This window comes from Aquitalea aquatica, from assembly GCF_013911085.1.
GTDB classification, from domain to species: domain Bacteria; phylum Pseudomonadota; class Gammaproteobacteria; order Burkholderiales; family Chromobacteriaceae; genus Aquitalea; species Aquitalea aquatica.
This window is the reverse complement of sequence record NZ_JACERN010000001.1, coordinates 36,068-49,869: the sequence shown is the minus strand read 5'-3', so window position 1 is coordinate 49,869 and position 13,802 is coordinate 36,068. Positions and strand designations below refer to the sequence as shown.

Annotated in this window: 14 protein-coding genes; 3 read left to right on the top strand and 11 right to left on the bottom strand. The window is 60.8% G+C overall.

Translation table 11 applies throughout. The annotated features are described in order from the left end of the window. Window positions 1-11 precede the first annotated feature (11 nt). From H2Z84_RS00230 to H2Z84_RS00200, 7 genes are all read right to left on the bottom strand, one after another. Window positions 12-977, bottom strand: a complete 966-nt coding sequence (locus H2Z84_RS00230) for a glycosyltransferase family 2 protein (RefSeq protein WP_181834186.1) — start codon at window positions 975-977, stop codon at window positions 12-14. 42 nt (window positions 978-1,019) lie between these two features. Then, window positions 1,020-2,576, bottom strand: a complete 1,557-nt coding sequence (rfbH, locus tag H2Z84_RS00225; RefSeq protein WP_258869240.1) for a lipopolysaccharide biosynthesis protein RfbH — start codon at window positions 2,574-2,576, stop codon at window positions 1,020-1,022. Window positions 2,577-2,649: 73 nt separating this feature from the next. After that, window positions 2,650-3,375, bottom strand: coding sequence for an S-methyl-5'-thioinosine phosphorylase (locus H2Z84_RS00220; RefSeq protein ID WP_181834185.1), 726 nt, complete (start codon window positions 3,373-3,375; stop codon window positions 2,650-2,652). A 181-nt stretch (window positions 3,376-3,556) separates the two neighbouring features. Beyond that, window positions 3,557-4,024: a DUF3592 domain-containing protein gene (locus H2Z84_RS00215; protein WP_181834184.1), complete on the bottom strand. Its 468-nt coding sequence runs from the start codon at window positions 4,022-4,024 to the stop codon at window positions 3,557-3,559. Continuing rightward, window positions 4,017-4,529: a DUF3592 domain-containing protein gene (locus H2Z84_RS00210; protein WP_181834183.1), complete on the bottom strand. Its 513-nt coding sequence runs from the start codon at window positions 4,527-4,529 to the stop codon at window positions 4,017-4,019. The genes H2Z84_RS00215 and H2Z84_RS00210 overlap by 8 nt, the downstream gene beginning before the upstream one ends. An 11-nt stretch (window positions 4,530-4,540) precedes the next feature. After that, window positions 4,541-4,978: a Holliday junction resolvase RuvX gene (ruvX, locus tag H2Z84_RS00205; protein WP_103522786.1), complete on the bottom strand. Its 438-nt coding sequence runs from the start codon at window positions 4,976-4,978 to the stop codon at window positions 4,541-4,543. After that, on the bottom strand, window positions 4,962-5,522 hold the full coding sequence (locus H2Z84_RS00200) for a YqgE/AlgH family protein (RefSeq protein WP_181834182.1): 561 nt from the start codon (window positions 5,520-5,522) through the stop codon (window positions 4,962-4,964). Before H2Z84_RS00200 ends, ruvX begins: the two co-directional genes overlap by 17 nt. Window positions 5,523-5,627: 105 nt before the next feature. Between H2Z84_RS00200 and smc the strand changes: the two genes are divergently transcribed. The 3 genes from smc to H2Z84_RS00185 all read left to right on the top strand — a co-directional run bounded on the left by smc (window position 5,628) and on the right by H2Z84_RS00185 (window position 11,333). Next, a complete protein-coding gene (gene smc / locus H2Z84_RS00195; protein WP_439823294.1) occupies window positions 5,628-9,143 on the top strand; it encodes a chromosome segregation protein SMC in 3,516 nt (1,171 codons plus the stop codon). A gap of 124 nt (window positions 9,144-9,267) precedes the next feature. Continuing rightward, window positions 9,268-10,647 (top strand): MFS transporter, encoded by a 1,380-nt coding sequence (locus tag H2Z84_RS00190; protein ID WP_181834180.1) that lies wholly within the window; start codon window positions 9,268-9,270, stop codon window positions 10,645-10,647. 8 nt (window positions 10,648-10,655) lie between these two features. Next, window positions 10,656-11,333, top strand: a complete 678-nt coding sequence (locus H2Z84_RS00185) for an energy transducer TonB (RefSeq protein WP_181834179.1) — start codon at window positions 10,656-10,658, stop codon at window positions 11,331-11,333. A 264-nt stretch (window positions 11,334-11,597) separates the two neighbouring features. Here the strand turns inward: H2Z84_RS00185 and H2Z84_RS00180 are convergent, their stop codons facing one another. Genes H2Z84_RS00180 through H2Z84_RS00165 form a run of 4 tightly spaced genes read right to left on the bottom strand, consistent with a single transcriptional unit; the run spans window position 11,598 to window position 13,767 of the window. After that, window positions 11,598-12,170: a YceI family protein gene (locus H2Z84_RS00180; RefSeq protein ID WP_124644412.1), complete on the bottom strand. Its 573-nt coding sequence runs from the start codon at window positions 12,168-12,170 to the stop codon at window positions 11,598-11,600. Between the two features lie 20 nt (window positions 12,171-12,190). Continuing rightward, window positions 12,191-12,742, bottom strand: a complete 552-nt coding sequence (locus H2Z84_RS00175) for a YceI family protein (protein ID WP_258869239.1) — start codon at window positions 12,740-12,742, stop codon at window positions 12,191-12,193. 25 nt (window positions 12,743-12,767) lie between these two features. Beyond that, window positions 12,768-13,313, bottom strand: coding sequence for a cytochrome b (locus H2Z84_RS00170; protein WP_181834178.1), 546 nt, complete (start codon window positions 13,311-13,313; stop codon window positions 12,768-12,770). Then, window positions 13,300-13,767, bottom strand: coding sequence for a MarR family winged helix-turn-helix transcriptional regulator (locus H2Z84_RS00165; protein WP_181834177.1), 468 nt, complete (start codon window positions 13,765-13,767; stop codon window positions 13,300-13,302). The genes H2Z84_RS00170 and H2Z84_RS00165 overlap by 14 nt, the downstream gene beginning before the upstream one ends. Window positions 13,768-13,802 lie beyond the last annotated feature (35 nt).

The window sequence follows — 13,802 nt, the reverse complement described above, 5'->3', positions numbered from 1 at the left end:
AGCTGTTGACCTCAGGCGATGTGGCCGTAGCGCTCGCCGAGCAGGATATCCACGAAATTGGCCATGTCTTTTTGCACTGTCAGGTACTGCGCCAGGATTGGCGAGGTCTGTTCGCCGATCTGGGAGAAATCGAGTCCATAACATTGCAGGGTATTGCGGTATTTGAGCAGGCAGCAGTTCACCACGTTATTGATGAACATGTCGCGATCAATCCCCTGCGGCAGGTTGCGCCGGATGACATCCACGTAGGCATTGATCTGGTTTTCGAAACTCTGGAATCCATCCACGCCGTCCAGCATCAGCTTGCGCTTGTAGGCTTCCGGATCACCAAAGTCGTGTGCCTGGCGCAGGAAAAACAGCACTTCCGGATTGTGGGCAAACTCACCCAGGCTGGCCATTTCAAACAGCATGACGTGATCGATCCCCATGATGGGCATTTGCACATCGCGATACTGCACCTGGCGGAAGGCCGACATCCGGTTCAGGCCATACAGCTGGTAGGCAAAGGTCAGGCCCCATACCACCACGGTCATGCGGGAAAGCTTGTCGACGCCACGGGTATCGTAAGCACCGCCAATCACCGAACCTACGCCACTCTCGTTGAACCAGGCCGTGGCGGCGGTAGCCAGCACCACGTTGGGATTGTCATCCAGCTGCTGTGCACAGCGCTCGATGAAACTGGCGTGATACAGGTCATGGCCGGCAGCAAACATCATGTATTCGCCACGCGCCCGTTCAAAAATGCGGTAGAAATTCTGCGGGGCGGCAATGGTCTGCTCGGTACGCAGCAACTGGATACGGCTATCCATGCTGGCATAGCGCTCGGCGATTTCGTAAGTACCATCATCCGAGCAATTGTCGGAGATGATCAGTTCAAAATCGCCGAATGTTTGTGCCAGCAGCGACTGGATGGTCATGTCCAGGTAGCGGGCTTCACGGTAAATCGGCATCCCGATGGTGACACGTGGAGTCGTCATGCAGTCTTCCTTGAAACGAAAACGGTTGAGTTCTGGCCCGGACTAGTCGAATACACCCAGATAGCTGTGCAACTGCTGCACCGTCCAGTCCAGCGCAGCCGTACCCAGGCCAGGATACAGTCCGATCCAGAAGGTATCGTGCATGACGGTATCGGTTTGCTCCAGACCACCACTGACGCGATGCGGCACGCCTTTCATATAGGGTTGACGCAGCAAGTTGCCACCAAACAGCAGACGGCTGCCAATCTTCTGGCTATCCAGATAGGCCAGCAAATCCACCCGCGCCACCCCGGCTTCCGGGCGCAAGGTCAGCGGGAAACCAAACCAGGACGGCTCACTGCCCGGCGTGGCTTGCGGCAGGATCAGGCGATCGGCCAGTGGCTGCAGCGCCTGGCTCAGGTAGTCAAAATTCTGTTGGCGCGCAGTAATGAAACCTGGCAGACGCTCCATCTGCGCCAGCGCACAGGCCGCCTGCATATCGGTAATTTTCAGGTTATAACCGACATGGGTGTACACGTATTTGTGGTCGTAGCCGAAGGGCAGATCGCCAAACTGCCAGCCAAACCGCTTGCCACAGGTATTGTCACAGCCGGTTTTGCAATAGCAGTCGCGGCCCCAGTCGCGGAAGGATTCGACAATGGCCATCAGCTCGGCCGATTGGCCAAACACCGCCCCGCCCTCGCCCATGGTGATATGGTGCGCCGGATAAAAGCTGACCGTAGCCAGGTCGCCAAAAGTACCGACATGCTGGCCATTAAAGCGCGCCCCCAGGGCATCGCAGCAGTCTTCCACCAGCCACAGGCCATGCTTGTCGGCCAGCGCCTTCACCGCCGCGACATCAAACGGGTTACCCAGGGTATGAGCCAGCATGATGGCGCGGGTTCTAGGGGAAATGGCCGCCTCGATACGGCTGACATCGATATTGTAAGTAGGCAGCTGGATATCGACGAAAACCGGAATGGCACCAAACTGGATGGCCGGATTGACCGTAGTCGGGAAGCCGGCAGCCACGGTAATCACTTCATCGCCCGGGCGGATGGCACGCTCACCCAGCCGTGGCGAGGTCAGGGCCATGAAAGCCAGCAGGTTGGCCGAAGAGCCCGAGGCGGTGGTGAGCACGTGCGGCACCCCGACAAATTTCCCCAGTGCCTGCTCGAAGCGGGTATTGAAGCGGCCGGTGGTCAGCCAGCCATCCATCACGGCATCGGTCATGGCCAGCAGCTCCGGCGTGCCAATCACCTTGCCGGATGGCGGAATCGTCGTTTGCCCGGCGACAAAAGGCGGGGCCTGGTCGAACTTGCTGGCACCATGCCGCGCCACCCAGTAGCGGGCCGCCCAGCGGTGCACTTGTTCCAGCTGCTGCTGTGTCAGGGCATGCAAGCCCTGTAGTTGCGAGGAATCCAGCTGAAATAGTTCGGCCAGCGCGGGGGCAGTGCCGGCAGACAGGCTGGCCAGCAAATCGACCAGCGGCAATGGCAATTTCATGACCTGACATTGCTGACCGACCTGCTCCAGCACCAGGACTTCCGCTTCTGTCGCGCGCCCATTGACCGGATCAAAATACCGCGCCAAGGCCAGTTGCCCTGCAAACTCACTCATTGTTTACCTTTCAATCCATCCATGCTTGCCGTGGCTACAGCAAACCGCTTTGCGGTGATGGCCAGTACCGTGCTTAACGCAGCATGGCCAGCAGCACCGCCGTGACATCGCTAATGCCAGCCTCGGCCGTGGCCGGATCGAAATCTACCGTGGCGCTGCCACCCTTGCCGGCGGCCCAGTTCACCACCAGGCACAGGTGGGCATAGGGCAGGTTCATTTCGCGGGCCAGGCAGGCTTCAGGCATGCCGGTCATGCCGACTATATCGGCACCATCGCGCTCCAGCCTGAGGATTTCTGCTGCGGTTTCCAGCCGAGGGCCTTGGGTACAGGCATAGATACCTTGGCTCACTGCCTGCTTGCCAGTGGCATTGACGGCCTCAATCACCTTGCTGCGCAGGGCGTCGTCGTAGGGATTGCTGAAATCCACATGCACGACAGGCCGCTCCGGGCCATCAAAGAAAGTGTGCTTGCGGCCCCAGCTGTAATCGATGATGTTGTCCGGCACCACCAGCGTACCTGGCCCCATGTCGGCGCGGATGCCGCCGACCGAGCCGATGGACAGAATGCCTTTCACACCCTGGTTGTGCAGGGCCCAGATATTGGCGCGGTAATTGATTTCATGTGGTGCCAGCGAGTGGCCATGGCCGTGGCGGGCAATGAACACCACGTTTTGCTCACCGATGCGGCCGAAAGTCAGCGCGCAGGATGGATCACCGTACGGCGTTCTCACCACTTGGCGATGGGTTACTTCCAGAACCGGCAGCTTGGCTAGACCGCTGCCTCCGATAATGGCCAACATAGTCGATCCCCTTGTTATGGCACGGCATGGATGCAAATGCCATGCAGCTTGGTTTTGCAGGCATTATGGCTTAATCGGGCGGGGGGATAAATTGCTTTATCCGGTAAGACAGTCGATTTGCATGGAAAAACCTGATGGCAAGGGTCGTGGTGGTCCGATGCCCGCTGTCAGCGCAGGCGCTTCAGCTTTGTCCGCGCCACAACAAGCAGGCCGCCACGACAACCATCAGCAGCGCAATCGCCTTGCCCACCCAGGCCGTCCAGTGCTGGCCGGTTTCCAGACAGGCTTCTGCCGGCTTGGCCGGGTTGTAATACACCCGGACCTGCGCACCGGCCGGATAGCGCGCCAGGATGTCCGCCACTTCCTGCTGGCTGCGGCTGTAACCGGGGTTGGGGAAGCGCCGGTTGGCGGATTGATAGTCCTGCCCCTGCACCTGGTAGTGGTAGCTGATGTGGGGGAAGTATTCCCAGGTATTATCGCGATCACCACCGGCATTGACCTGGCGCTGCTCCAGCCGGCTTTGCTGCACGATGCCGACGGCACTGGGCCAGCTGCTCGAGGCATCGCCCTTGGCCCCCAGCCACCACAGATAGCCGAAGGCGGCCAGTCCAGCCAGCAGCATCAGGCTTTGCAGCAGTTTTTCAACCATGCGATACCACCCGTTTGCCACGCCCCAGCCGCCAGCGCTGCAGCAATCGATCCAGCAAGGCCCAGCCAAACAGGGTGCTGAGCGCCGCCAGAATGAACTGACCGCTGCCGATGCTGCTGTCACCTGCACGCATCAGCACGGCGCGGGTTGGTTCTTGCGGGTTGTAATACACCACCACCGCCTTGCCGGCGGGAAAGCGGCGGGTGATGTCTTCGGCACTGCTGTGGTCGCCAGGCAGGCCGGCAGCCACTGCATACAACTGGTCACCGTGGTAAAGCTCACCGTTTACCGTGTACAGGTATTGCACATAGGGCTCCCAGTGGATCTGGTCGGGATGCTCGGGCGGGCTGCTCACCAGGATGCGGCTGGATTCGACATGCCCTGGGGCCGGCTGCCAGTGGCTGACACTGCGCGCCGGGTCCAGCAGCAGGTAGACCAGCCCGGACAGACTGAGCAGGAAGGCCAACATCAGGATGGATGTCTGCAAACGGGGGGATAGATGCATGATGATGGGATTCAGACGGCGATGCCGGGGCTTTCAAACCAGGTAGCGAGAATAGCCTGGGCAGCCACTTGGTCCAATGCCGGTTTTTGCTTGCGGCCTCGGACACCAGCCTCTTCCAGCATGGATTCGGCGATCACCGAAGTCAGCCGCTCGTCCACCAGCCATACCGGTAGGCCGAAGCGACCCTTGAGACGGTTGGCAAAGCGGCGCGCCAGCTGGGTCATCTGGTGTTCGGTGTCGTCCTGGTGCATGGGCAGGCCCACCACTAGTTGTGCCGGCCGCCACTCGTCGATCAGCTTGCCGATAGCGGCGAAGCGGGCGTCGGTGATTTCGGTATCGATGGTCAACAGCGGATGGGCAATGCCCAGCATGGTTTCACCCATGGCCACGCCGATGCGCCGTTCGCCAAAATCAAAAGCCAGTACGGTTCCCTCAGGCATGGCCGACATCTCCCGACAGCAAGGAGGGATCAAATCCCAGCAAGGACATGGCGGCGTCGTAGCGCAGCTCTGCCGCCAGTTCAAACAGGATGGAAGGCTCGGCCTTGACGGTCAGCCAGCTGTTGTCGCTGATTTCCTGCTCCAGCTGCCCGGCGGTCCAGCCGGCATAGCCCAGGGTAATCAGCATGCGCTCCGGCGCCCTGCCTTCGGAAACGGCAATCAGCACATCCTTGGAGGTGGTCAGCGCCATGCCATCCTTGACCTGCAGGCTGGACTGCCAATGCCCGGCCGGCGCATGTAGCACAAAGCCGCGGTCGGGCTGCACCGGCCCACCGAAGTACACCGACTCGCCACGTAGCGGATCTGTCTCCAGCGGCAGGTCGATCTGCTCGAACAACTGCGCCATGGCGATGCCGGATGGCTTGTTGACAATCAGGCCCATGGCACCGTGTTCGCCGTGTTCGCACAGGTATACCAGCGAGCGGGCAAACAGCGGATCAGCCATATTGGGCATGGCAATCAGAAAGTGATCGGTCAGCGATAACGGTTCCATGCGGGCATTATGGCACAACAAAGTTGACAACAGCGCTTACAACTCTTGACGCAGATTGACGCTTGATCTGCAGCAAATCCGACCAAATGGCGCCACCCTGATAAAATGCCGCCGTTGCTTCATTCACCCTGCGAGGACGCCTTGCGCCTGACCCACGTCAAACTCTCCGGCTTCAAGTCATTTGTCGACCCCACCAGCATCCCGGTCCCCGGCCAGCTGGTAGCGGTGATCGGCCCCAATGGCTGCGGCAAATCCAATGTGATTGACGCGGTGCGCTGGGTGCTGGGCGAATCCAGCGCCAAGCAGCTGCGTGGCGAGTCGATGCAGGACGTGATCTTCAACGGCTCGTCCACCCGCAAGCCGGTCAGCCGTGCTTCGGTAGAACTGGTGTTCGACAATGCCGACGGCCAGCTCACCGGCCCGTGGGGCCAATATGCCGAGGTGGCCATCAAGCGCGTGCTCACCCGCCAGGGCGAATCCAGCTACTACATCAACAACCAGCAAGTGCGCCGCCGCGACATCACCGACCTGTTCCTCGGCACCGGCGTGGGCGCGCGCGGCTATGCGGTGATCGAACAGGGCATGATCTCGCGCATCATCGAAGCCCGCCCGGAAGAGCTGCGCGCCTATCTGGAAGAAGCCGCCGGCGTCTCCAAATACAAGGAACGCCGCCGCGAAACCGAACACCGTATCGCCGACACCCGCGCCAATCTGGAGCGCATTGAAGACCTGCGCCAGGAGCTGGAACGCCAAGTCGAGCGCCTGAGCGAGCAGGCCGAAGTGGCCGCCCAGTACCACGACCTGCGCGGCACCCTCACCCACAAGCAAAACCTTCTGGCGCTAGCCCGCCGCGAAGAAGCCAGCCGCAACGAAGCCTACGCCCGCGCCGAGCTGTCGCGCATCGAAACCGAAGAAGCCGCCATGGAAGCGGCGCTCACCCATCTGGATACCGAGCTGGAAACCGTGCGCGAAAGCCACTACGCGGTGAGCGATGCAGTGCACGAGGCCCAGCAGCGGCTGTTCGAAGCCAATGCGGCACTGGCACGACTGGAAGAACAGCAACGCCACCGCCAGCAAAACCAGGTACGGGTGGAGCGTGAACTGGCCGCCGCCCGCAGCGAACGCCAGCAATTGGCCGAAAACCGCCGTCAGGCCGGCATGGAGCTGGACGACTGGCTGCCACGGCGCGAAGAAGCGCAGATGCGGCTGGAAGAAGCACAAATGGCACTGGAAGACGGTGCCGACCAGCTGCCCATGGCCGAAGCCGAATTCCGCGCCCGCGACCAGCTGCAGGCACAACTGCTGGCACAGCAGGCCAACCTCACCCGTGAACGCGACCTGGCACGGCAAAAGGCCGAACACCAGCGCCGGGCACTGGAGCAACTGGCAGGTCGTGAGCAATCACTACAACGTGAACTGACCGAACTCAACCTGCCCGACCACGCCCAGCAGGCAGCAGCACAAGCCGAAGTGGAGCGGGCGCGCTCGGCGCTGGAGGCCGTACGCGCCCGCGTGGTGGCCGACGAAGCCAAGCTGGCTGATCTGGCCTCGGAACGGGAAAAGCTGGACGAACAACTAGCCAGCCAGCGTGCCGAACTGGCGCGGGCAGAAGCCGAAGTCGCCGCCCTCACCGCCGTACTGGAACGTGAAGCCGCCGGTGAAAAGCTGGCTGACTGGCTGGAACAACAAGGCCTGAGCCACAGCGCACAGCTGTGGCAATCGGTGCAGATCGATCCGCAGTGGCAAGGCGCACTGGAAGCGGTATTGGGTGAGCGGCTCACCGCCCGTGCCGCCCATTGCACAGAGCAGCCACCGGCAGCGCTGACCGTGGTGGATGGCCAACAGCCCGCGGCCACGGCCACCCAGCCCTGGCCGCGCCTGCTAGACAAGATCAGCGCCAGTGCGCCCTTTACCGCCGCGCTGGCCGACTGGCTGGACGGCGTGTATCTGGCCGATGACCTGGCCCAGGCCATCGCCCGCCGTGCGCAGCTGCTGGCCGGCCAGTGCCTGCTCACTCCGCAGGGCCACCGGGTCAGCGCCAGCAGTGTCAGCTTTCACAGCGAGGCCAGCGGTGCCGGCGTCATGCTGCGCAAACAGCAACTGGAAGCGGCCCACAGCCGCCAGCAGCAATTGGCACCCGACATCGACAAGCTGCAAAAGCGCCGTGAATCACTGCAAAGCATGAACGGCATGCTGTCCGAAGCCGTGCGGGCGCAGAAAGGCTCACTCACCCGGCTGGAAGCCGAGCTCAACGCGGTGACGCTGGAGCACGTGAAGCTGGACCAGGCGGCCCGCCAGGGGGCGGCACGCTTGTCCTTCATCGAAGCCGAGCGCTTGCGCATCCGCCAGGAGCAACAGCAAGCGGCGCTGGAAATTGAAGAAGGCGAACTGCTGAGCGAAGAGTCGGCCATGACACTGGAAGAGCTGACCGTGCAGCTGGAAGAGGTGCGGCTGGACCGCCTGAATGCCGAAACCGGCCTGCAACTGGCCCGCAACAAAACCCGCGATGCCGAACGGCAACTGCATGAAATCCGCCTGGAACTCAACACCGCGGAACAGAAAGCCGGCGAACTGGCGCGCCGCGCCCGCGAGCTGGACGAACGCGACCAGCAGTTGGCCGAGCGGCTGGAGACCCTGGCCGAAGAAGCCGAGACGGTTGACGACACCGTACCGGAAGAGGCCATGCAGCAAGCGCTGGAACTACGCGAACAGCACGAAGCCGCACTGGCAGCCACCCGCGACCGCCTGAACGGCATGACCGAGCAGCTGCGCCAGTTGACCCAACGCCAGCACGAGGTCAACGCCGCCCTACCCGCCCTGCGCGAGGGGCGTTCCGACTGGCTGCTCAAACACCAGGAGGCCCGTCTGGCGATGGAGCGTTTTGCCGAAGAACTGAAAGAAGCCCAGGCCGACGAAGCCGTGCTGCTGGCCGACCTCACCGACGCCATCAAGCCTAATGCGCTGGCGGCGGAAATCGCTCGCCTGGCACGCGCACTGGAAGGCTTGGGGGCGGTCAATCTGGCTGCGCTGGAAGAACTGGAAGAAGCCCGCAAACGCGGCGAGTATCTGGGCAGCCAGGCCGAAGACCTGAACCAGGCCATGGCGACGCTGGAAGAAGCCATCCAGAAGATAGACGGCGAAACGCGCCAGATGCTGCAAAGCACCTACGAAGCGGTCAATGGCAAGATGCGCGAGTTTTTCCCCACCCTGTTCGGTGGCGGCCGCGCCGAGCTGGTATTGACCGGCGAAGACCTGCTGGACTCCGGCATGCAGATCATCGCCCAGCCGCCGGGCAAGAAAAACAGCACCATCCACCTGCTGTCCGGCGGTGAAAAGGCGCTGACGGCGATGAGCCTGGTGTTCTCGCTGTTCTCGCTCAATCCGGCGCCGTTCTGTCTGCTCGACGAAGTCGATGCGCCACTGGACGATGCCAACACCAGCCGCTTCTGCGATCTGGTCAAGCAAATGTCCGAACGCACCCAGTTCCTGTACATCTCGCACAACCGCCTCACCATGGAAATGGCCGAGCAGCTGGTGGGCGTCACCATGCAGGAACAAGGTGTCAGCCGCATCGTGGCGGTGGATATTGTCGAGGCACTGAAGATGCGCGAAATTGCATGACGCATCTACGCAAGTTTCAACATGGCGCAGTTGATGCATCGCAATCTATGCTCGACAGGTGGCGCTCATACTGCGCGACTTGCGTCGAATCGGCGCGTCATTCTTCGCAATCAGGACATCGGGCATGACGGTAAGCATCAAACGCTGGGAACCGGAAAACATCATTTTCTGGCTGACTCGCGGCCGCAGGATTGCCAATCGCAATCTGCTCCTTTCCACCCTCGCCCTGCATCTGAATTTCAATGTATGGATGATGTGGAGCATCGTGGTCAGCAATTTGCCAGCAGTCGGCTTTGCCATGACCGGCCAGCAGCAATTTCTGCTGGTTTCCATTCCGCCACTGGTCGGCGCCATCATGCGGCTGTTTTATGCCTGCATCTGGAGCTGGGTGGGCGGTGGCACCTGGCTGGGCATTTCCACCTTGTTCCTGCTGATTCCCGCGCTGGGCGTGGGCTGGCTGGTGCAGGACATCAGCGCACCCTTCCCCTTGCTGTTGCTGGTGGCCGCCTGCTGCGGCATTGGTGGCGCAGCGTCTTCGTCACACTTGTCCAACACCAGCTTTTTCTTTCCCAAGTCGGCCAAGGGCTTTGCCATGGGGCTGAATGCCGGCATGGGCAATCTGGGGGTCTCCGTGGTGCAGATCGTAGTGCCCTTGGCCATTGCCGTCCCCATGTTTGGCAGCCTGGCCGGCGAGCCGCAAATCTGGGGCCGTGGTGCGCAGGTGCATCCGATCTGGCTGCAGAACGCCGGCTATATCTGGATCATTCCCATCCTGCTGATCTCCACGCTCTGCCTGCTGTATGCACACGACCTGCCCAAGCTGCGACTGACCCTGAACGACCAGTGGCTGATGATGAAGGAGCGCCACACTTGGTATATCTGCCTTTTGTATCTGAGCAGCTACGGCACCTTCATCGGTTTTTCCGCCGCCTTTCCACTGCTGGCCCATGCACTGTTCCCGCTGGTCAATGCCACACCCTATCTGTTCATGGGGCCGATGATCTGCGCGCTGGCCCGCCCCATCGGCGGCTGGTGTGGCGACCGCATCGGCGGCGGCATCACCACGCTGGTCTGCAACGCGTTAATGGTGGCCGGCACCCTGCTGATCCTGGCCAGCCTGCCTGGTGAGCTCGACGGCGGCAGCTTCAGCCTGTTTTTGTGTGCATTCTTGCTAATGTTTTTTGCTGCCGGTGTTGGCAATGGTTCGTCCTACCAGCTGTCACCCAAGGTTTTCTTGATAGAAGCAGGCCGGCAGGCCAAGAGCAGCGGCGAGAGCATTGCCACCGCCTATGCCCGTGGCGGACGACGCGGCGTGGCCGCAATGAGCATCAGCTCGGTTTCGGCCACGCTGGGCGGCTTCTTCATTCCTAAGGCCTTTGGCAGCGCACTGGACTGGTTTGCCAGCTTCGTGCCCGCCTTCATGCTGTTCCTGGTTTTTTATCTGGTATCGATGGCGGTGGCCTGGTGGCAGTACGCCCGCCCGACCGCCAGCATGCGCTGCTGAGTAACGGAATGCCGCGACTGTCACACCTGCCCCTGCTCACCGCCCTGCTGCTGTCGCTATTGCTGCATGCCGGGCTGCTGGGTTATGGACAAGCGGTCAGGCCGACAGCAGCCCCGCCAGCCCCGGCCGGCTTGCTGATGCGATTACAGGCAGCACCAGCACAAATACAGCAGACGCAACACAGCAGCATGCCGGTAAATCACGCCCAGACCGCCACGCGCCCCTTGCTTAGCACGGCGGCAGTGCAAACACCCAGCCCACGCTTACCGGTCAACGGCACACCCCAGCCAACAGTAGCCAGCCGGCCAGCGGCGACTCCGGCCAGCAGCCCATCCAGTGACAGCGCACCCACAACTCCGGGCAAAGCCGCCAATACCCAGGCCGCCAGCGGCGCAGAAAATCATCCCGCGCTATATCGCACGGCCTATCTGCACAACCCGGAGCCACCCTATCCCGATCGTTCACGCGAACTGGGCGAACAAGGCAGGGTCGTGCTGCGGGTGCTGGTCAGCGCCGAAGGCCGCGCCAGCCAGATCGACATCGTTGACGGCAGCCACTCGCGCCGGCTGGACGAGGCAGCCCGCACCGCCGTTGCCGACTGGCGCTTTGTCCCGGCCCGCCAGGATGGCACGGCCATTGCATCGCGCATTCTGGTGCCAATCAGCTTCAGCCTGCAGTCGCACTGAGCACCCCACACAATGAAAAAAGCCCGCATGGGCGGGCTCAAATTATTGACAACCTCCTCTCGCTTTCTGGAAAGAAAGCGAGGCTCCCTTCTTCAATTGACAAGACAAGGGCGGGGGAAAGCGGAATAGATGGGAAGGCTGCGGAATCGATAACTTAGCAGAAAGGCCCGGCTTTGCCGGGTCCAGTACAATCGCACCAAATAACTTTGTCAGCAGCAGAAAGCCCGCATATGCGGGCTTTTGCTTGCTATAGCAACCGTTGGATTACTGTGCCTTGACGGCTTCGATGCTCACTTTCAGGGTGACATCGTCGGCAATCGCCGGCAGGAAAGTCTTCATGCCGAAATCGCTACGCTTGATGGTGGTTTCGGCGTTGGCACCGTAGGTTTCCTGGCCGCTCATCGGGTTCTTGCCGCCACCGAAGTTGGTCACGGTCAGGGTAACCGGCTTGGTCACGCCCAGAATGGTCAGGTTGCCGTTAACGGCAGCCAGCTTGTCACCAGCAAATTTCAAGTCGGTCGACTTGAAGGTGATGGTGGGGAACTGGGCCACATTGAAGAAATCCTTGCTCTTCAGATGGGTGTCACGTGCAGCCAGGTAGGTTTGCAGCGAGTTGGTATCAATGGTGATATCTACCGCGCCCTTCTTGGCCTCGGTATCCAGCACCACATTACCGGCAGTCTTGGTGAATACACCGGTTTGTACCGAGAAACCAAGGTGACGCACTTCGTACTGGGCCACGGTGTGGGTCGGGTCCACGCTATAGCTCACCGGAGCGGCCAGGGCGGCACCAGCAAAGGCGGAAAACGCAACGGCGAACAGGGCTTTCTTCATCATGACTTCAACTCTCCTGAGTGTTATTTGCCGGCCGGAATGGCCACTTTGAACTTGATCTGCACTTCATCGGCTACCGTGCCGGTATCGGCCCAGTCGCCCTCACCAATCTTGTAAGCCAGCCGCGATACCGGCAGTACGCCTTCCACCACAGTCAGGGCACCTTCCTGACGCGCCGTGAAGGGAGCCGTCACATCACGGGTATTGCCCTTGATGGTCAGCTTGCCTGCCACCTGCAATTTGCCACCGCCCAGGTTCTTGATGCTGCTGCTGACAAAACGGGCCGACGGGAATTTCGCCACATTAAACCAGTCGGCCTTCTTGGCTTCGCCTACCGCCTCTGCAGTAGGCAGGCTGATGCTGGCGGTGTCGATGCTGATGTCGGCCTTGCCGGTTTCAGGCTTTTTCAGGTCCAGCACCACAGTGCCGCTGAATTTCTTGAAGCTGCCGGTTACCGGTACATTCAGCTGCTTCATGGTGAAATTGATCTGGCTCTTGCCTGTGTCCAGCGGCGCGGCCTGCAACAGCGGGGCAACCAGCAGCAATGCCGCAGGAATCAGTCTCAGTTGTTTCATGCTCGTTCTCACTTCAGGTAAGGGTTTATTGACGCGGGCCACGCAGGCTCATGCGGTACAGCATGCCGTCCTTATCGATGACATGGTGCTTGATGGCGGCCAGCACATGGCCGGCCACACAGGCAGCCATGATCCAGTTCAGGGTTTCATGCACAGTCTTCAGGGTGGCGGCCAACTGTTCGTTCTGGGCGACCAGATCAGGCAGTTGCACCACTTTGAACAGCACTACCGGGAAGCCGTAGGCCGAGCTCATCAACCAGCCGGTCAGCGGCACGGCAAACATCAGCAGGTAGAGGGCCAGGTGGCCGCCATGCGCCAGCACACGCTCAATACCATTCATGTGCGCCGGCAAAGCCGGCGGGCGCTTCAGCAGACGCACCAGCAAGCGCACAGCCACCAGCGCAAGCACGGTGATACCTGCCCACTTATGCCAGGCGATATATTTGAATTTGGCCGGCGACAGCGGCATGTCGGAGACCACCAGTCCCCAAATGAATGTAGCAATGATCAGGCCAGCAATCAGCCAGTGCAATGCAATGGCGGGTGAGGAGTAACGCTCACTCGATTTCATGTTTTTTTTGCTCCAATACCTGGTTAAATGCAGCACGCAGCCGTGCCAGCTGGCAGCACAATTCTTCCATATCCGCCGGTTCCAGCAGATCGAAGGCGGTTTTCATATAGGCGATATGTGCCGGAAACACCTGCTGGAACAAAGCCTCACCCTGCGGTGTCAATGCCACCATGACACTGCGGCGGTCCTGCTCCTGAGCACAACGACTGACCACGCCCTTTTCAATCAGGCGGTCAATTACGCCAGTCAGCGTACCCTTGGTGATCAGTGTCTTTTCCGACAGTTCCTTGCAACTCATGCCGGGCGTATTGCCCAGTGTCGCCACCACATCGAATTGTGGCGGAGTGAGATCCATCTGGCGGATATGAAAAGCCGACAATTGTTCAAACGCCTGGAATGTCCGTGCGAGTTCCCGAATGACCGACAGAGACGGCTCCTTTTTTGCATGACTCATTAGCGTCATCAACCTTTGTTCGAATCAGTATAGTT

Bases quoted from the DNA above. Each gene is read 5' to 3' on its own strand.
- H2Z84_RS00230 (WP_181834186.1), bottom strand. From the start codon at position 977: ATGACGACTCCACGTGTCACCATCGGGATGCCGATTTACCGTGAAGCC.
- rfbH (WP_258869240.1), bottom strand. From the start codon at position 2,576: ATGAGTGAGTTTGCAGGGCAACTGGCCTTGGCGCGGTATTTTGATCCG.
- H2Z84_RS00220 (WP_181834185.1), bottom strand. From the start codon at position 3,375: ATGTTGGCCATTATCGGAGGCAGCGGTCTAGCCAAGCTGCCGGTTCTG.
- H2Z84_RS00215 (WP_181834184.1), bottom strand. From the start codon at position 4,024: ATGGTTGAAAAACTGCTGCAAAGCCTGATGCTGCTGGCTGGACTGGCC.
- H2Z84_RS00210 (WP_181834183.1), bottom strand. From the start codon at position 4,529: ATGCATCTATCCCCCCGTTTGCAGACATCCATCCTGATGTTGGCCTTC.
- ruvX (WP_103522786.1), bottom strand. From the start codon at position 4,978: ATGTCGGCCATGCCTGAGGGAACCGTACTGGCTTTTGATTTTGGCGAA.
- H2Z84_RS00200 (WP_181834182.1), bottom strand. From the start codon at position 5,522: ATGGAACCGTTATCGCTGACCGATCACTTTCTGATTGCCATGCCCAAT.
- smc (WP_439823294.1), top strand. From the start codon at position 5,628: ATGCCGCCGTTGCTTCATTCACCCTGCGAGGACGCCTTGCGCCTGACC.
- H2Z84_RS00190 (WP_181834180.1), top strand. From the start codon at position 9,268: ATGACGGTAAGCATCAAACGCTGGGAACCGGAAAACATCATTTTCTGG.
- H2Z84_RS00185 (WP_181834179.1), top strand. From the start codon at position 10,656: ATGCCGCGACTGTCACACCTGCCCCTGCTCACCGCCCTGCTGCTGTCG.
- H2Z84_RS00180 (WP_124644412.1), bottom strand. From the start codon at position 12,170: ATGATGAAGAAAGCCCTGTTCGCCGTTGCGTTTTCCGCCTTTGCTGGT.
- H2Z84_RS00175 (WP_258869239.1), bottom strand. From the start codon at position 12,742: ATGAAACAACTGAGACTGATTCCTGCGGCATTGCTGCTGGTTGCCCCG.
- H2Z84_RS00170 (WP_181834178.1), bottom strand. From the start codon at position 13,313: ATGAAATCGAGTGAGCGTTACTCCTCACCCGCCATTGCATTGCACTGG.
- H2Z84_RS00165 (WP_181834177.1), bottom strand. From the start codon at position 13,767: ATGAGTCATGCAAAAAAGGAGCCGTCTCTGTCGGTCATTCGGGAACTC.